Below are 17683 nucleotides of genomic sequence, written 5' to 3'. Positions count from 1 at the left end.
AACGTCTCCTTGAGTTTAGTGACTGTGCTCAGCGCCGTCTTTTTCAAGATCGGCTTTTATCAGATAACTGTTTTCAGTCACTATTTCTTGACCCGCATTCAAACCTTCCAGCACTTCGGCATACTGATTGTCCTGAATCCCCAGCGCTACTGGGAGTGGTTTATAAACGTCCCCTTCTTTAATGAAAACAACGGTTTTATTTTCATATTGCTGCAAAGCGGATAGCGGTACCCTTAGATTCACTTCACGTTTATCAATGAGGACTTGAGCACCGACCAGCAAGCCCGGAAACCAGTTGTCATCAGGATTTTTGAATTTCACCCTGGCAATTCTGAATGGCTCGCCACTGGTATTGGGCAAAAGCTGGGAAATGACAGAACGGGTTTGCATATCATCACTCTGTAAAACAACCGTCTGCTTTGAGTTAATCAGACTCGCCTGAGAAGGAAACACTTTGAGCTCAGCCCATAAAGTAGACGTATCAGTAATGGTAAACAGCGTCTGCTCAGAAACGACTTCACCGGCATTGGCATGTTTTGCTATTACGCTGCCAGACAATGGTGCGGTGACATTATAGGTTTGCAAGCTGCTATTGGATTCTACACTGGCTAATACCTGACCTTTTTTCACCGTATCCCCATACTCAACATACACACGGGTGATACGTCCGGCAAAGCGTGCAGTCACATGGCTGGTATGCTCAGGCGACAAAGTCACATCACCATATAAGGTGATTGTTTTACTGATATCACCGCCACTGACAACAGCCGTAGTGATGGCGTTTAATGCTGCCGTATCCTCGGAGATGTGTGCTGCTTCCTCCTCATGATTTTCGTCATGTTCGTGGCTATGCTCATCGGCAAAAACAGGCTTAACTGAGATCAGCATCAAGATAAAAAATACGATTAACATGAGAAAATCAGCAAGGCTTATATATCGCTTATTCATGGCTGTTACCCTCATTATTTTGTTCGATTAACAAAGGCTCTGCTGTGAGTTGTTCAATTTCTGCCGCCAGTAATAAGGCATCCGCTGACGCCTCTATAAGAGCACGCTTGGCATTAAGCAACTCTTGTCTTGCGGTGAGGAAATCGAGATAGCTATACAGGCCTCGCTGGTAAGCTGTTTTGGTCTGAGTTAAGGCATCGGTCAGTTGTGGAATGATGGATTGCTGCAAGGTCGTGGCTGCATTAATCGCCTGTTCTCTTGCGCTATAAGCCTGATACAGTTGGGTATGTATACGCAGCAGAAAGTCTTGTTGGCGATAGCTTATTTCATTTCTTGCTGCCAGAGCTGATTTCACCGCTGACTCAGCACGTTTTTCTGCAAATAACGGGACAGAAAAGCCGGCCACCAGGGCTGATTCATCAATATCGGCATTGCGTCGAATACCAACAGACCAATCAATATCAGCGTGTTGTTGGGTTTTTGCCAACCGGATTTCCGATTCCTTTAAGCGTGTTTCAGCAGCAAAAAATTCCAACGAGGGATTATTCTTGACCATCTCAAACAGTGACTCAAATGAGCGACTGCTACCGTAATCAAACAAAGAACCGGAAACCTGATTAAAGTCTGGCTGCATCTGTCCCCATAAATTAGCCAATGCCATTTTGTGAGCATGCATGCGTTGCTCGACGCGCTTAACATTTAACCTGGCCTGCTCAACCGCAGCCACCGCTCGGGCATAATCGGCCTTAGGGGCAATCGCTGCCCTGACACGTTTATTCACTTCGTCAGCCGTGGCTTGAGCAAGTGATACTTCTTCTTCAGCAAGCTGTATGCGCTGTTTATCGATCAATAACTGAATATAGTTTTTGGTGACCGTACTCAGTAAATCAAGCGAAGCAATCTGTTTTTTTATCTTGCTGAGAGCCAGTTGTTGATCAACCACATTGACCCTGGCTTGTTTTTTTCCGCCAAGCTCCAGTACAGAAGATAAAGACACCGTCAGCTCTGCTGATTTAGTGCCACTTAGCTGACCTGTACCAGCGACGTTTTCTAGTTCAGCCCCTATACGATAGGCTGGTGATAGCTGGGCTGTTTCACGCTCAGCCTGCAGGCCTTGTTCACGAATTGGAAAGACGTTAAGTGAAGGATTTTGATTTAAGGTTTTTTTAATTGCTTCAGCTAATGTCAATGTAGCATTTGTTGCGGCATGGGCCTGAAACGACACCATCAACAGACTGAAAGCACAATAAAGGCACACACGCAGTAAAGGCGTTTGCCCATTTGTATAAATGAGTTTCATTATATGAATCCTGAAATAAATACTCTTTCATCACGAATACGTGATGAGCTAAGGTGTTAAATCAGGATCAGGCTTTTGGAGGGCGATACATCGAGCTGATGGAGCCCGATATGGGTGTGTATTGGTAGCGACTGAAAAAAGCGTCTTTGAATGAAGACACGGATAAGTTCACCATATGTGGCACAGCAACAAAGTGTACACAGTGGCTATGACCACATTGATGATGGTCGGCATCGATATGCACAGAATCCGGACTATCGTCGGCAATGGGATCGATAAGACTATGATTATCTTGTTCGTCAAAAATAATATGATGCACATCAGCAGCGACAATGCTGGACTGCAGCACCATCATCATAATTAAGCTGTATAAAAAACTCTGATGTTCATCATGACTGCTAGGATAACTGAAAGCCGGGTTCAGATGAAACAAATTTAATGAATTAAACGCTGAACAATGTGATGAAGGATAAGATGATGAAATTAAATATCCTGCTTGGATTTTTTCTTTTACTAATGAACGGTGCAGTGTTATCAGCAGACAATTCCATCAAGATGATTCGTGATCTGTCTTATGGTGACTCACCACTTCAAACCATGGATATCTATTTACCTGCCAATGCTGACAAGGCGCCCATTTTATTTTTAATTCATGGTGGAGCCTGGCAGTTTGGGGATAAACGTGCCACCGGGTTAATCAAAAACAAAATCGATCGCTGGCTCAAACAAGGATTTATTATTGTTTCGGCCAATTACCGTCTAGTCCCTGAAGTAGACCCAGTGACACAGGCCCAGGATCTTGCTTTGGCATTAAAAACCATACAAAAGCAGGCCGGCGCATGGGGTGGTGATGCGGATAAATGTATCTTGCTGGGTCATTCCGCTGGCGCGCATTTGCTCGCTTTACTGACAACCAACCAAGCCTTTAGTCAACAAAATTCACTTCGTCGCTGGTTAGGTAGTTTGATTATTGATAGTCAGGTGCTGGATTTGGTCTGGCTAATGCAACATAAGCATGTTGAGTTTTACGATAAAGCGTTTGGAGGACAGGCAGGCTACTGGCAAAAGGCGTCACCGATAAATTATGTGGATGCTAATGACCTGCCCATGCTTATTGTGTGTTCACTGCAGCGTCCCTATGCCTGTGATAATTCAGCACGCTTTGTTGATAAAGTGAATGATGCTGGCAGTAAAGCGGAATTGCTTAAGATGGATATGACCCACAATGAAACCTTAGAAGAAATCGGCAGGGACAATGCATATACCAAGAGCATCGAGAAATTTATGTCTGGGTTGGATCCTGTTGTGGCTGATCATCTAAGCCGACCTAATGATAAAAAATAGTAAACATCGCCGTCAGCTTTGACCACGATGTTTACCATTGGACGTATATCTATTTACCTTTGATTTTGAGATTTAATTCACGCTCAATCTCGTCTTCATCTGCTGCAAATAAAGCGACTTTCTGAATATCTTCAATCGTCATCGGTGTTTTTGGAGTCAGTGCTATCTTGAATTCATGGCGATCATCAACAAAGTCTTCAACCGCACTGTAAAACATTTTCTCAATAGCTTGATGGCTATATTCGATGTCCTTCTTCAGCTCATCAGTCAGCTGCTCTTCAAACTGTTTTTCGCTCATATTCATCTGCTTTGCCATATTCTCTATTAGCAGATCCGTTGTTTTACCTTTATCTTTTACCACCAGTTCAAAGTGATGAATGAGGGCTCGTTGCATGCCACCGAACATCAACACAACAGGATCGAGCGGCATATTTTCTATTTCCGCCTTCACTTCCATCCCTGCCACCTTGTTCAGTTCGGATTTTAACTTGATGTCGACAAATGGCAGTGAATTACCTTTTGCTGGTGAATAGTCATATTCCAGATAAAAATCCGTCGTCGGCTTGCCATCTGTTAAGGTGTTTATGGTCTGATAGACCACCTTCTCAGCTGGTTTAACGCTATTCTCAGCTAAGAGTTTGAAATCGACTTCTGTTGCTATACCGCTTAAGGTTACTTCGAGCTGACTGGGCAATTTGGATGATTCCAGTGAGGATAATCCCACCTCACTATCGACTGTTACTGATTCAATACTCACCACATTAGCGGCATTATTGCCCGCTAAGTTTTGCAGACCAGACATGTCTATCGTGACATTTTTTAATGTCACTGCATTTGAAAACAAAGAGGTTTGAAGTGCGCCATACTTCACCGGACTGGTACCATCCATCATGGTTAGCTCGGTATCAATACGTTCTTTCACAAACTCATGTTTGGCATGATCGGCGTAAAAATAGCCGGAGACAACGGCCAGTCCAACCAGGCCGCCAATAATAAGTTGTTTTTGTTTCATTAAAATCCTTGTGTGAGGTTTAATTTGTGGCTTATAAGACTAGATATTTCACTGTAGCGCTTGTTAGCACAACAATAGAAATATCGGTGTGAAATCTCTGAATCGATTTGCTGCAGTAAGGGTAAAGCAGAACACGATGCGCGGTTTAGTAATTAATCCAACGACATAGTAGTGGAACGATCATCAACATAAAATTGATATTGGTTACGACCTGCCGCTTTTGCTGCATACATGGCCTGATCGGCTTTTTTCAATAAATCTGAAATCTCATCAGCATCATTTGGATACTGCACGATACCGATACTTACCGATAAACGACAATCGATACCATTAATTGGATATGGCACATTGAGTTTACTGATTAATCTGTCCATAAAACGTTTGAGATCTTTTTGTGGAAACTCACCGGACAGCAATATAATAAATTCATCACCGGCATAGCGAGCGATCAAGTCAGCATTACGACATGTTTTGGTTAAAACATCTGCAGCATGGCGCAATACCTCATCGCCAAAATCATGACCATAATTATCATTAAAGTCTTTAAAGTTATCCAAATCGAGAAATAACAGGACTAAATTATCACGGGAAATAGACTCTTTGACCATCTCCATTTCATGGCAGAGTGATTTCAAAAATAAATCTCTATTTGCTAAGCCTGTTAGATTATCGTAGTTAGCCTGTTTCCAGATAAGCTGCTGTGCTTGCATATCGTGGGTAATATTTCTGGCAATGATAGAACCACCGATAACTGTGCCAGTTTGATCTTGCAAGGGTGAAACTGTCTCAGACACATTAATCACTAAACCATCTCTGTTTTTCCTGGTGGTTTTGTAGTGCTCAAGACTTTCGTGATGCTTAATTTTTCTGAGAATATGATCTGCCTGTTGATCGTCATCATCAAAAAGTAAAGATATTGACTTACCGAGAATATCACTCGCACTAAAACCAAAGATATGTTCAGCACCGTTATTCCAACTGGTAATTGTGCCGTCGAGCGAGACACTGTAAATGGCATCTTCAGATGATTCAACGATAGCTCGGTATTCATGGCTTAATCGAATAGCTTCAACTTGCTCGGTGATATCACGAGCAATTTTTGATGCTGCTACGATAGTACCCAGGGCATCAAACACTGGCGAAATGGTGACTGAAATATCAATCAACCGACCCGTTTTATGTTTTCTAACCGTCTGAAAATGTTCAACCACTTCACCACGTCTTAACTTTTCTAGTATCTCAGCCTCCTCACGAAGTTTATTTTCAGGAAAAATTTTGAGCATACTTTCGCCGATCATTTCATCAGCGGTATAACCAAAAATCCTCTCAGCCGCTGGATTCCAGCTCAATACAATGCCATCTAATGTTTTACAGATAATGGCATCAAAACTTGAATCAATGATGGACTGATAAATATTTTCCTTGAACAAGCTGATACTGTGATCTTGACGTTTTTGGTTCACGGGTATACATCCAATGTTATCTTCACCTTATTCTATGACTTATTGGTGTGTGATATCTATGCTTATCAGAATTATTATTATGTTTTTGTAGTCTTACCAAAGTTAGTTTTGTTGGCGTCTTCATACTTTTCTTATTATTAGGAATACACTCATGGCTACCTCATCCAGTTTTTTTATGAATACTCTCCTGATGTCTTCTCTCGCCTTTTTTCCTGTCTCCCCAAGCCTTGCAGATGATGACACTGATAAACCAGTCGTTGAACAACTGGTTGATACATTAAGTACTATCGCCGGTCCACATCCAGGCATCAGAAAGAACCATGCTAAGGGGATTGTTGTTTTAGGAGAATTCACACCCAGCTCTGAAGCTTCATCAGTCTCCACCGCTGAACATTTGCAATCCGCATCCACACCGGTGACTATCCGGTTTTCTAACACCACCGGTATTCCTGATATTGCCGATACCAATCCGAGCTCATTTCCAAAAGGTATCGCCATACGTTTTCAGCTTGCTGATAATAGCTATACAGATATTGTCAGTATCTCTGTTAATCGCTTCCCTGCAGCCACGCCTGAAGATTTTTTAGGCTTACTTAATGCTGTTGCAGCATCAGCTCCGGATACACCTGCCCCCAAACCGATTACACAGTTTCTTGCCAGTCATCCTGCAGCTAAAACCTTTGTAGAAATAGAAAAACCAGCCCCCGTTAGCTTTGCGACCCAACCCTTTTATGGGGTCAATGCGTTTAAGTTCACCAATAAAGAAGGTGAGGTTAACTATGGTCGTTATCAGATTATTCCCGTCAATGGCCCTGAATATTTAACCGATGAACAACGTGCTGCAGCCGGTGATAATTACCTATTTGAGGAATTACCTCAGCGTCTGAAACAAAGTAAAGCAGAATTCATTCTCGCGTTACAACTCGCTGAAAAAGGCGATGAGGTGAATGATCCGACCATGGTTTGGCCAGAGACACGTCAACTTGTCAAATTGGGCACACTCACCATTGAGTCAATCGATCCCAACGGTGAACAGTTTGCCAAACAAACAATGTTTAACCCATTAGCCTTAACAGATGGTATAGAAGCCAGTAAAGACCCTATTTTACTTGCCCGTCCTTCAGCCTACGCGATTAGTTATGGCCGTCGGCTTGCTGGCCAATAAGCAAATACATTCAAAAAATAGAGGATAAGCTGATGGCCGAAGAATTTGAAGAAATCACACACTGTCAGATGTGTGATGCTGAATTTCGGGTGGGCAGACAAGGTAATGAGGGAAATTATATTCCCCGCTACCATTTATCTGTTTGCCAACGTTGTTATGATTGCAACCGGGCCGGATGGTCACCGTTGTATGAACAAATGCTTATTAAACACTGTGATGAACATCGTATAACCTTGCCGGATAGGAACCAGTCCGGCTTGATACCGGTTGAATGACTACAAACAAAAAAGCCAGACGTTTGTCTGGCTTTTTATTATGACCGCTGGTCACTTACCACTGAGACTCGCCCGTTTCAGGATCATACATTTCGTGATGGATACTGTTGCGGTTAGCAATCAATTCATCAATGGTTGGGGAACCTGACATTGCGCGTTTAATCGCTAACTTCATTGCTTCATAGTTAGTACGGTATAAATCTTTACGATCCACATCTGGATTTGCAGCCGCATCGGGTGAAATCCAGATCATGGCAACGATACATAATTCTTCTGCATGCTCTTTTGGAATAACGCCTTCAATTACGCTATCCAATACGGCATCAGCCACCGCAGATTGTACCGGACCACCAAACAACTCGACATATGAGCTAGATTTGATAGTGACTTTCGGTACGATCATTGTTGCTGGTTTTACTTGTTGATTGGTCGCACGAATCGCAAACATTCGCGTGTGGCCTTCTGTTTGCCCCATTAAATTAGCAAAGGCATGACCTGCTGGACCTTTGACGCTGCCAATCAAAATTTCAGGCATCGCATCTGTGCCTTGATCTTCACTGGCAAAAACGGTGGCTTCGGCGGTTTTAAACCAAACGGGTTCTGACATATTATTAACTCCATTGATGATAATTTGTGCGCCATTTTAGGCTGATGCCAGAACAAGCCACAAGCGTTTTTTACGCTCTGGGTAACATAAAAAAATAAGCCTGCTCAAAAACCATCTGAACAGGCTATTTCAACTACCGTAAATAAGTGGGACTGACTCAATATTCCAGCACAATCCGATAACGTACATCACCCTCACGAAGCTTTTCGATCGCCTCATTAATTTTTTCAAACGGATAGCGTTCAATAACCGGTTTTACGCCATGACGTTGAGCAAACTCCAGCATCATACTGCTGGTTTGCATGCTGCCGGTATCTGAACCAGATACACTGCGCTGCGCTTCCGTTAAATTAAATACCTTCAAATCTAATGGCTCAAGCGTGGCACCAACAAAGTGAAGTCTGCCTTTGGGTTTTAATTTACTGAGATATAGATTCCAATCTAATTTGACATTCACCGTCGATAAAATCATATCGAACTTTCTCGGCAATAAAGACATCGCTGCCTCGTCCCTGGAATCGACGCTGAAATGTGCCCCCATATCGAGCGCTTCCTGTAATTTAGTTTCACTGGTGAAAGCAGTGACTTCGCAGCCCCAGGCATTGAGAAACTGTAGAGCAATGTGACCAAGACCGCCAATACCAATAACAGCGACTTTATCCGTTGGTTTAATGCCAAATTGAACCAGTGGGTTGAAGACAGTAACGCCACCGCACAGTAAAGGCCCGACAGATTCCAGATCCATACTCGCTGGTAAGGCAATCACACTGTTAGCATTAGCTCTGACTTTATCAGCAAAACCACCGTGATGACTGACAATCGTACCGGTCAAGTTAGAACACAGGTTTTCATCGCCGTTATGACACTGTTCACAGGATTCACAATAATCGGCATACCAACCTAAGCCGACCGATTGCCCAACGCTGAATTGTGTGACTTCGCTGCCAACAGCATTAATCACGCCTACCACTTCATGGCCGGCGACTAATGGGTATGAAGACATTCCCCAATCATTATCAATCATGCTGATATCACTATGACAAATACCACAGTACTTAACGGTAATTTCTACTTCATTTTGTCCCAATGTGCCTGGGTCAAATGTATAAGGTTTGAGCTCCTCACCTGCGCTCATAGCGGCGTATGCATTGATCATCAATCGGTCCTTTTATCAGAAATGTAATACAACATCGCTATAGTCTAAAAGTTTATCGGGTAATACTTATCTCATAATGGCAATATTTTGTCGGTTATAAGGTTTCTTTAACTTTGATTAAACCTCAACTAAATCGGGCCGATATCCTGTATGGCTCTGTCGTTACTAGGTAGAAAAAAATGAATATAAACCTGCAAAGCATTAGAACAAAAAGCTCCATACCCGTAGTCGTGATGGGGTTAACGATCGTTGTTGTCATTGCCATGTTTTTATGGATGATGAGTAAACAAAATCACGCAATAGAATTACAGACTGAATTATTTATGCCTGCAAATGAGAAGATTCTTAATGCAGACCGGGACTTACATCAAGCAAAAATCGCTTCAATTAATATTCTTACCGATCGAGGCGATAAAGCAGAAGAAACTAAAGTCTGGCAGGAAAATATTCAACAAGCTCGTCAACGATACGAACAGTTTTTAGACTACACAAAAATCTATCCTGATGTTTCTAATGGTAAGGAAGCCTTTGAAGAAGCCTTTAAAAACTGGAACATCGCCACTGAAAGAATGGTGAACGAATCAACAGCCTCCAATCAACAAGAATTAGCTCAGCAGGAAGAAGAAGCGTTCCAGAACCTACGTTCCATATTGGATAAAAAAGGCGAAGTGTTACTGAATAAATTTCACGTTTTAGACACACAACTAAAAAGCGACCTGAAGCGCAGTATGACCGTCACTATCATCGTTGTACTAGCAATTATCGTTGTTGCACTATACTTCAGTTACACGGTACCCAAAAAACTCACTTCTGACATAAACGATCTCATCAAACGCATTGATATGATCGCCTCAGGTGATGGCGATTTAACTGCCCGCCTGGATACCAGCTCAAAAGATGAGTTCGGCGAGTTGGCACAATCTTTCAACCGATTTGTTGAAAAGTTACAGGATTTAATCAAAACCACATTGGATAACGTCAAAGGACTCAGCTCTCTCACAGTGCAATTGGCTGATTCGTCTAACAAAACAAAAAGTATTAATGAAACCTTGAATTTATCTACTGAGTCGATTGTCAGTGCTGTGCATGAAATGACGCTGGCTAATAAAGAAATGTCGAATGTGGCGACCAACTCAGCCTCAGAAGCCGATCAAACATCACAACTGGCTGTAAAAGGCATACATGTTGTTGAAGAATCGAATAAATGTATTTCAGAGCTTATCAAAGACATGGATATTGTCCTCAACTGCTCTCAACAACTCGAACAAAACTCCACCAGTATTTTATCGGTATTAGAAGTCATTAGCTCAGTCGCTGAGCAAACGAATCTATTAGCACTGAATGCAGCCATTGAAGCTGCCCGCGCGGGTGATCATGGCCGTGGTTTTGCCGTTGTTGCTGATGAAGTACGTTCTTTGGCAACAAGAACCCAGCAAAGCACGGATGATATCAGCCAGATTATTACACAGCTGCAAAACTCGGTCAGCCAGTCATCTTCAGCCATCACGCAGGGTAAAACGGATGTGGATAAAACCGCTAATACTTTCCAGGAAGCGTCTACTGTGTTTGATGAAATCAGGGCATCATCTCGCCGTGTTAACGATATGGCAATTCAAACGGCTGCAGCAACAGAAGAACAAACTGCTGTTGCTGAAGATATCAGTAAAAACCTGCATGGCTTGAATCAACAAACTGAATCAGCCCAACAAGTGTCAAAAACAGGTGATGAGATATCGAAAAAAATCACCAACTTCTCTGAAAATATGATGAATCTTATGGGACGTTTTAAAGTATAGACCTGTTCTAAAGAGTCAGATCGCTATCGATCTGGCTCTTTTTTAATGCAAAAACAGCACGATTTCCAGTGCGATCAGGATAATAATTATCCACTCTAAGGTCGATGAATGTTTATGATTCTGCTCATTGGCCAGCATATCCAGTAACTCATGAATGCTTTCCAGCTTTTTATTTAACACATTAATTCGGGCAACCACGTCCAGATAGCGTGAAACCATAGTATATAAAGGTTCAAGCTCAGGATAATCCCAGAAAAATTCCGGCGTATCCAATAAACTATAGTTCAACAGAATATCGCCACGAGCACCAAACAACACACCGCGTGACTTGGCAATGGCTTTTCTGCTCATCGCCACTTTACCGGTTTTGGCTAATGAGACCGGAATATGAGCATGAGCTTGAATCACTTCCTGCGCCAGTCGTTCAAATTCAGCCAATTTGACAGACTGAGCGAGTGCATGTGACACGGCCAGGCGTTCCATACTGTCTTCGTTTGCAAAACTGATTTTATCAGCATGCATTTTGATCGTGTCAGTATGACTATCAAAAGCATATTGCTCAAAGTCGGGGATGATTTTTGAATCAAGAACAAATGTCTGAATTTTTGTCAGTAAGGATTGCTTGGTGTTTTCAGTAACGCCCCAAAACACCACCACACCATAATCAAATAGAAAGGCTTCGCCGGAGTCAAGCTCAAGTTGCATTGCATCATGCAGACGAATACAGCGGTAATTGTCATTAACAAACTGCTCTAAATCCGGTAAAACAAATGACCGACCAATCGCTAAAGACTCGATCAATGTTGTAGCAAACTGCGTCATCACTCTACCCCTAAAAAAGTTAGGCGTACTCTACGCTGAAACGCTTGTTTTGGATAGTAAAAACTGTGTATTAATTAACGAAAAATCACATTGTTATCGCCACTTTTAATACCCCATCCCGCTGATGAGAAAACAGGTCATAAGCATCAACGATATCATCCAGTTTATAACGGTGCGTCACCATATCCTGTAGGTTAACCCGATTTGATTCAATCACACTCATCAGGCGTCGCATACGCTCTTTACCCCCAGGACATAAACTGGTGATGATTTTATGGTCACCCAGGCCCGCACTGAAGGCATCAAGTGGAATTGTTAAATCGGTTGAATACACACCTAAACTGGACAATGTCCCGCCCGGTTTTAATACGCGTAAGGCTGACTCAAAGGTTTGTTGTGTTCCCAGGGCTTCAATCACCGCATCCACACCACGCCCACCCGTAATTTTCATGATTTCTGAAATGATATCGACTTTACGGTAGTCCAGCGTGATGTCCGCTCCTAACTGCCTGGCATAAGATAATCGTTCATCAATACCATCAATCGCAATTATCAGGCTGGCCCCTTTTAATCTCGCGCCTGCTGTCGCACACAAACCAATCGGTCCTTGGGCAAACACCGCCACAATATCACCAATTTTTATGTTTGCAGATTCAGCCCCTGCAAAACCTGTCGACATGATGTCAGGGCACATCAAAACTTGTTCATCAGTTAAGCCATAGGGCACGGGTGCTAAATTGGCCTGTGCATCCGGCACCACTAAAAACTCAGCTTGTGCGCCATCAATAGTATTACCAAAACGCCAGCCACCCATGGGTTTATAACCATGACTATGGCAACCGCCATCCTGAGCTGGCAATCCGTCCTGACAGGCGTAAGAATGGAAACTCGGGCATATTGCCCCGGCAATAACGCGCTGACCTTCTTTATAGTCTTGTACATTTTTACCCAGTTTCTCGATAATACCCACGGGTTCATGACCGATAGTTAATCCCTGCTCGACGGGATATTCCCCTTTCAGAATGTGAACATCAGTACCACAGATCGTGGTCGTGGTGATGCGGATCAGGGCGTCGTTATCACCAATATCAGGAATCGGTTTCTCAACAATTTCAATACGGCCTTTTTCAATAAAGGCGGCTGCTTTCATCATTCCCGTCATATCAATGCTCCTTGCATTCGCTGCATTATGATTACTGAGTCATTAATACAGTAACATTTTGAAATACATTGCGTTATGACCTGGATCAAGTCAGCTTTAGTTAAATTCAAGCAGAGAAAAATACCTGTTTTGTAGCTCGGTATGATGGAAGTATGGCCATGGAAAATGAAAAACGCCTATAAGGCGCCGGTCACTATTACGTCACAGCTGACGGCATTCCCGTGTTTTGCTTTTAAGTATCGTTAGCATGACCGCTTAAGGTGTGCAGCTTGGTAACAGCTAATGAGGCGGCAGCCGTTCGGGTCTCAACGCCCAGCTTCACAAACACATGTTCCATATGTTTATTCACTGTTCTGGGACTGGTACCAAGAATTTCCCCAATACTTTTATCGGTTTTCCCTAAAATGACCCAGTGTAATACCTCAGCCTCACGCTTGGTCAGATTAAAGACGGCTTTTAAGGCTTCGACCTGAGCGGCTTCTGACTCTTCTCGTAACAAGATAAGCCATTGCTCATCATTACGAATATCGGCTGGGGTAAAAATTAACCGTCCTGTTGGATGGTTAATCATCAGTGGTCGTAACCGTTTTTTACCGCCTTCACTTAATTGTTGAATCCATTGCTGTAATTGCTCAGCATGGGTTCCCCCATCCTCTTTATCATTAAGATATTTTTCTACCAGATCACGGGCCAACGGCGTTTGCCAGATAATTTTATCGGTACCTGGAAGCACAGCAATAGCCGCCTGACCGAAGGCATCAAGCGCCCCTTGGGTATGACTCATCATTCTAGAATTTTTCAGATGGGTATTTAACCGGGCAATGACTTCAATTGGACTTAAGGGTTTGGTGACATAATCAATGCCACCGGCAGAAAATCCAGCGACGACATCTTCAGACTCGGTAAGACCAGTCATAAAAATCACCGGAATATGGCGAGTATTGATATCCTGCTTTAATCGGCGACACACATCGAATCCGCCAAGTTCAGGCATCACAGCATCAAGTAATACAATATCCGGATAAGCCTCATTACAGATTCGAATGGCATCTTTTCCATTATTGGCTACCAGAACGGTATAACCGGACTCCACAAGAGAAGCATGTAAAAGTGCTAGTGTTTCAGGCGCATCATCGACGACCAGCACCACAGCATTTTGATTTGCCTCAGTCATTTTGCAGTTTCTCTTTGATAAATTGTTTCATATTCTCCAGTTGGAATGATTCTGCCATTCGACGCATTTCACTAATAAACGACTTACTCACCGTCCCTTGCGAATCAAGCTCATCAATGATTTCTTTTAGCCCCATGATATAGCCGAGATCCAGCATTTCAAGCAGGGATTCAAGCACCTGTTTTTCAGGCAGTGGTTGTTGGCTGTCTGTGATCTGTTTTATCTCAGACCGTTCATCCTCTGCTTGTATCCACTCTAAGTTCAGTCGTTCACCAATCCAGTTGATAAGCTCCATTAAATTAACCGGTTTGAGGACAAAGTCACTCGGTAAAATACCGGAGGAATTTTCCAGATTTCGGTCAAAGGCATTAGCAGAAATGATACATATGTGGACATCAGACTGATGTACGTTTCGAATCAGATGACAGGTTTCCCAACCATCCATTTCCGGCATCGCCAGATCCATGAAAATAATATCAGGTTTGAAGTCAGGATAAATACGTAAACATTCTGGGCCTGACGCTGCTTCTCTGACGTCAAAGCCTAAAGGCTCCAGTACATTGATTAATAATTCTCTGTCGATAGGTTCATTATCCACCACGAGCAGTTTACGTCGACGTCCCTTGTAGCCCACAGGCATACGCAGTGCCAACGATGGTAAGGCTTCATCAAGACGCACAGAAGGTAAAAATAACCTAATGTAAAATGTGGTGCCCTCACCCACTTTACTTTCCAGATCTAACACGCCGCCCATTAATTGAGTTAATAATTTACAAATCGTCAGACCCAGCCCCGTTCCACCGACACCTGTAGCAGTATTGCCTCTGACAAAGGGCTGGAAGATATTTTCAATATCTTTTTCGTCAATACCGGGTCCGGTATCCGCCACCTCAATTGACAAGAATTCACGAGCATAACGAAACCGGATATCAATACCACCCTCACGGGTATATTTCACCGCATTACCGATAATATTGATTAAGATCTGGCTTAAACGTTTGTGATCGGCACGAACCACTGGTGGTAAATCCGCTGGAATATGGTAGTTAAAATACAATCCTTTATTCTTCGCCTGAATTTCAAACATGCTGACAATCTGTTGAATATATTCAGGAAACCGTAAAGATTTAATATCAAACTGCAACTTGCCACTTTCAATACGGGCAATATCAAGCGTGCCTTCAATCAATGACAATAAATGCTCACCACTGCGTAAAATCACTTTTGTAGCGTGTTTATTACTGTCGACAATATCGGCATTATTATCAAGTAACTGGGCATAACCCAAAATGCTGTTCAGCGGTGTACGTAACTCATGACTAATACCCGTGATATAACGACTTTTCGCCTGATTGGCCTGCTCAGCCACCACGCGTGCCTGTTGTAGCTCGGCGTCCGTTTGTTTATGCAGAATAATCTCACGCTGTAATAAATTATTCTGATTATTTGATTCCTGCTGAGCTACATTCCGGCTTTGTGATGTCAGCACCAGCCACCAGACAATAATGCCACTGACTAATACCAGGGCGGAAAACGCTTTGATAAAACCAAGCTGTATCGCTGGCATGATATGCGCTGAATATTCAGTGACCGTGAGTGAGATATGTACATAGATCAAGCCGAAGATTGAGGCCAGGATTAGTACCGTCAGTGACATCAATAATAAATAATGTCCGACACCACTATGAATATTGCCTGACAACGCTTTTGGCAAGACTTTACTAATAATGGCTTCCCATTGTGACGTCAAACGTCCATGTGGTTTACAAGCATCATTACAGCGAGCATCCAGACAGCAGCATAGAGAGCAAATCGGCCCTTGATAGGCAGGACAATAAGCCACGTCCTGAATTTCATAATCACGGCCACAAATACTGCAGGTTTCTTTGGTTTTGCTTGGATGAAATTTAAAAGGTTGTCGGGCGAGATAATATTTTCCCTTGGTAAACCAGGCAATCAATGGTGAAGCAACCAAGGCAGTAAACATGGCGATAAATGAAGAAAATGCCTGCGCTTCCAGCCCAAACACACCCAGAAAAGCGGTTACAGAAAGCAGTGAGGCAATGCCCATCGCCCCAACGCCTACCGGATTAATGTCATATAAATAAGCACGACGAAACTCGACACCTTTCGGGCTTAATCCAAGCGGCTTATTAATAACCAGATCAGCAACAACAGCAGTAATCCACGAAATCGCGATATTGGAATACAAGCCCAGAATCTGTTCCAGCGCCTGGAATACATCCAACAACATCAGCATGGTGGCGATCAATACATTAAATAATAACCACACCACACGACCGGGATGACTATGGGTCAAACGAGCAAAAAAGTTGGACCAGGCTAATGATCCAGCATAGGCATTAGTGATATTGATTTTAATTTGTGACAGCACCACAAAAAACACGGTAACGGCCAGCAGCACATCCGGATTAGAGAAAACATAACTAAAGCCCACGTAATACATATGGGTTGGATTGATGGCTTGCTCAACGCTCATTCCCGCCATTAATGCCAGATAAGCCAATAATGCGCCGATAAACATTTTTGCCATGCCCATGGAAATCCAGCCTGGACCGGCCATTAATACGCCCAAATGCCATTTCAGATTATTTTTACTGGTACGTTCTGGCATAAAACGCAAGAAGTCGACTTGCTCACCAACTTGTGGGATTAATGCCATAGCAATCGCCACAGCCGTGCCAAACATATAGATATTAAAGTCACTGTCATAGCCGGACTCACCGGCAAAATTAATCAGACCGCTAAACGCATCGGGTTGTTTAATAAAGATAAACACCAATGGCAATATCATCATAAACAGCCACAAGGGCTGGGTCAGCATCTGAATACGACTGATTAAGGTCACTCCATGCGTGACTAATGGAATCACCACTACAGCACAAATGAGATAACTGACATAAAGCGGTATGGTGAAATATAAACTCAGCGCATACGCCATGATCACCGCTTCGAGCGCAAACAATATAAAGGTGAACGTGGCATAGACAAACGAAGAAATCGTCGATCCGATATAACCAAAGCCCGCACCACGCGTCAGCAAGTCCATATCCAGACCATATTTAGCAGCATAGTGGCTAATCGGCAGGCTGGTTAAAAAGATAATTAAACTAACGGTTAAGATCGCCCAAAAGGCATTGGTAAATCCGTAGTTGACGGCGATGGTGCCGCCTATAGCTTCTAAAACCAGAAACGATATTGCGCCCAAAGCGGTATTGGAGACACGAAAAATCGGCCATTTTCTAAATGAATTTGGCGTAAATCTTAGGGCGTAGTCTTCCAGTGTTTCATTGGCAACCCAGGTATTGTAATCCCGACGTATTTTGACAATACGTTGTGGTGCTTCACTTTCAGAAGAAGGAGTTATGGCATCATTCGGTGTCAAATTCTTATCCTGACGTTGGGAAGATGCTTTTGCCTGTCCGTTAAACAAACAGC

The 17683-nt window shown here is 43.0% G+C and carries 15 protein-coding genes and 1 pseudogene; 4 read left to right on the top strand and 12 right to left on the bottom strand.

Translation table 11 applies throughout. The features are described from left to right. Window positions 1-15: 15 nt before the first annotated feature. From B2248_RS01145 to B2248_RS01135, 3 genes are all read right to left on the bottom strand, one after another. The gene (locus tag B2248_RS01145; protein WP_273181511.1) at window positions 16-948 is read right to left on the bottom strand and encodes an efflux RND transporter periplasmic adaptor subunit; all 933 of its coding nucleotides are present in this window, start codon (window positions 946-948) and stop codon (window positions 16-18) included. Then, on the bottom strand, window positions 941-2248 hold the full coding sequence (locus B2248_RS01140) for a TolC family protein (protein WP_273181514.1): 1308 nt from the start codon (window positions 2246-2248) through the stop codon (window positions 941-943). Before B2248_RS01140 ends, B2248_RS01145 begins: the two co-directional genes overlap by 8 nt. Before the next feature lie 67 nt (window positions 2249-2315). Next, window positions 2316-2606, bottom strand: coding sequence for a hypothetical protein (locus B2248_RS01135; protein ID WP_273181516.1), 291 nt, complete (start codon window positions 2604-2606; stop codon window positions 2316-2318). A gap of 119 nt (window positions 2607-2725) precedes the next feature. On the opposite strand from B2248_RS01135, the gene B2248_RS01130 reads away from it, so the two are divergent. Further along, window positions 2726-3592 carry an alpha/beta hydrolase gene (locus B2248_RS01130; protein WP_273181518.1) on the top strand — a complete coding sequence of 289 codons (867 nt, stop codon included), beginning with the start codon at window positions 2726-2728 and terminating at the stop codon, window positions 3590-3592. A gap of 49 nt (window positions 3593-3641) precedes the next feature. Here B2248_RS01130 and B2248_RS01125 read toward each other — a convergent pair whose 3' ends face one another. Continuing rightward, window positions 3642-4604: a hypothetical protein gene (locus B2248_RS01125; RefSeq protein WP_007145282.1), complete on the bottom strand. Its 963-nt coding sequence runs from the start codon at window positions 4602-4604 to the stop codon at window positions 3642-3644. A 152-nt stretch (window positions 4605-4756) separates the two neighbouring features. Further along, on the bottom strand, window positions 4757-6067 hold the full coding sequence (locus B2248_RS01120) for a sensor domain-containing protein (RefSeq protein ID WP_007145283.1): 1311 nt from the start codon (window positions 6065-6067) through the stop codon (window positions 4757-4759). Window positions 6068-6218: 151 nt separating this feature from the next. On the opposite strand from B2248_RS01120, the gene B2248_RS01115 reads away from it, so the two are divergent. Then, window positions 6219-7232 carry a catalase family peroxidase gene (locus B2248_RS01115; RefSeq protein WP_273181521.1) on the top strand — a complete coding sequence of 338 codons (1014 nt, stop codon included), beginning with the start codon at window positions 6219-6221 and terminating at the stop codon, window positions 7230-7232. Between the two features lie 32 nt (window positions 7233-7264). Next, window positions 7265-7507 carry a hypothetical protein gene (locus B2248_RS01110; RefSeq protein WP_273181523.1) on the top strand — a complete coding sequence of 81 codons (243 nt, stop codon included), beginning with the start codon at window positions 7265-7267 and terminating at the stop codon, window positions 7505-7507. 55 nt (window positions 7508-7562) lie between these two features. On the opposite strand, the gene fae is transcribed toward B2248_RS01110, so the two are convergent. The 3 genes and pseudogenes from fae to ahr all read right to left on the bottom strand — a co-directional run bounded on the left by fae (window position 7563) and on the right by ahr (window position 9270). After that, window positions 7563-8114 carry a formaldehyde-activating enzyme gene (fae, locus tag B2248_RS01105; protein ID WP_273181526.1) on the bottom strand — a complete coding sequence of 184 codons (552 nt, stop codon included), beginning with the start codon at window positions 8112-8114 and terminating at the stop codon, window positions 7563-7565. A gap of 32 nt (window positions 8115-8146) precedes the next feature. Continuing rightward, a pseudogene (locus B2248_RS14755) lies at window positions 8147-8200 on the bottom strand (AgrD family cyclic lactone autoinducer peptide); the annotation flags it as partial. A 71-nt stretch (window positions 8201-8271) separates the two neighbouring features. After that, window positions 8272-9270 carry an NADPH-dependent aldehyde reductase Ahr gene (gene ahr, locus B2248_RS01100; RefSeq protein ID WP_273181528.1) on the bottom strand — a complete coding sequence of 333 codons (999 nt, stop codon included), beginning with the start codon at window positions 9268-9270 and terminating at the stop codon, window positions 8272-8274. Between the two features lie 179 nt (window positions 9271-9449). Between ahr and B2248_RS01095 the strand changes: the two genes are divergently transcribed. Beyond that, the gene (locus B2248_RS01095) at window positions 9450-11066 is read left to right on the top strand and encodes a methyl-accepting chemotaxis protein (RefSeq protein ID WP_273181532.1); all 1617 of its coding nucleotides are present in this window, start codon (window positions 9450-9452) and stop codon (window positions 11064-11066) included. A 42-nt stretch (window positions 11067-11108) separates the two neighbouring features. Here the strand turns inward: B2248_RS01095 and B2248_RS01090 are convergent, their stop codons facing one another. The 4 genes from B2248_RS01090 to B2248_RS01075 form a co-directional block, all read right to left on the bottom strand. Further along, complete coding sequence (locus B2248_RS01090) at window positions 11109-11888, bottom strand: RMD1 family protein (RefSeq protein ID WP_007145289.1); 780 nt, start codon at window positions 11886-11888, stop codon at window positions 11109-11111. Between the two features lie 85 nt (window positions 11889-11973). After that, on the bottom strand, window positions 11974-13050 hold the full coding sequence (locus B2248_RS01085; protein WP_273181534.1) for an NAD(P)-dependent alcohol dehydrogenase: 1077 nt from the start codon (window positions 13048-13050) through the stop codon (window positions 11974-11976). Between the two features lie 232 nt (window positions 13051-13282). Then, window positions 13283-14224: a response regulator transcription factor gene (locus B2248_RS01080; protein WP_273181536.1), complete on the bottom strand. Its 942-nt coding sequence runs from the start codon at window positions 14222-14224 to the stop codon at window positions 13283-13285. After that, window positions 14217-17630, bottom strand: coding sequence for a hybrid sensor histidine kinase/response regulator (locus B2248_RS01075; RefSeq protein ID WP_273181538.1), 3414 nt, complete (start codon window positions 17628-17630; stop codon window positions 14217-14219). The genes B2248_RS01080 and B2248_RS01075 overlap by 8 nt, the downstream gene beginning before the upstream one ends. Window positions 17631-17683 lie beyond the last annotated feature (53 nt).

Source organism: Methylophaga sp. UBA2012, from assembly GCF_002335235.1.
Taxonomy (GTDB): domain Bacteria; phylum Pseudomonadota; class Gammaproteobacteria; order Nitrosococcales; family Methylophagaceae; genus Methylophaga; species Methylophaga thalassica.
This window is presented reverse-complemented; position numbering and strand designations above follow the sequence as displayed.

Coding starts and splice junctions, on each gene's coding strand:
- B2248_RS01145 (WP_273181511.1), bottom strand. CDS start 948: ATGAATAAGCGATATATAAGCCTTGCTGATTTTCTCATGTTAATCGTA.
- B2248_RS01140 (WP_273181514.1), bottom strand. CDS start 2,248: ATGAAACTCATTTATACAAATGGGCAAACGCCTTTACTGCGTGTGTGC.
- B2248_RS01135 (WP_273181516.1), bottom strand. CDS start 2,606: ATGATGATGGTGCTGCAGTCCAGCATTGTCGCTGCTGATGTGCATCAT.
- B2248_RS01130 (WP_273181518.1), top strand. CDS start 2,726: ATGAAATTAAATATCCTGCTTGGATTTTTTCTTTTACTAATGAACGGT.
- B2248_RS01125 (WP_007145282.1), bottom strand. CDS start 4,604: ATGAAACAAAAACAACTTATTATTGGCGGCCTGGTTGGACTGGCCGTT.
- B2248_RS01115 (WP_273181521.1), top strand. CDS start 6,219: ATGGCTACCTCATCCAGTTTTTTTATGAATACTCTCCTGATGTCTTCT.
- B2248_RS01110 (WP_273181523.1), top strand. CDS start 7,265: ATGGCCGAAGAATTTGAAGAAATCACACACTGTCAGATGTGTGATGCT.
- fae (WP_273181526.1), bottom strand. CDS start 8,114: ATGTCAGAACCCGTTTGGTTTAAAACCGCCGAAGCCACCGTTTTTGCC.
- ahr (WP_273181528.1), bottom strand. CDS start 9,270: ATGATCAATGCATACGCCGCTATGAGCGCAGGTGAGGAGCTCAAACCT.
- B2248_RS01095 (WP_273181532.1), top strand. CDS start 9,450: ATGAATATAAACCTGCAAAGCATTAGAACAAAAAGCTCCATACCCGTA.
- B2248_RS01090 (WP_007145289.1), bottom strand. CDS start 11,888: ATGACGCAGTTTGCTACAACATTGATCGAGTCTTTAGCGATTGGTCGG.
- B2248_RS01085 (WP_273181534.1), bottom strand. CDS start 13,050: ATGACGGGAATGATGAAAGCAGCCGCCTTTATTGAAAAAGGCCGTATT.
- B2248_RS01080 (WP_273181536.1), bottom strand. CDS start 14,224: ATGACTGAGGCAAATCAAAATGCTGTGGTGCTGGTCGTCGATGATGCG.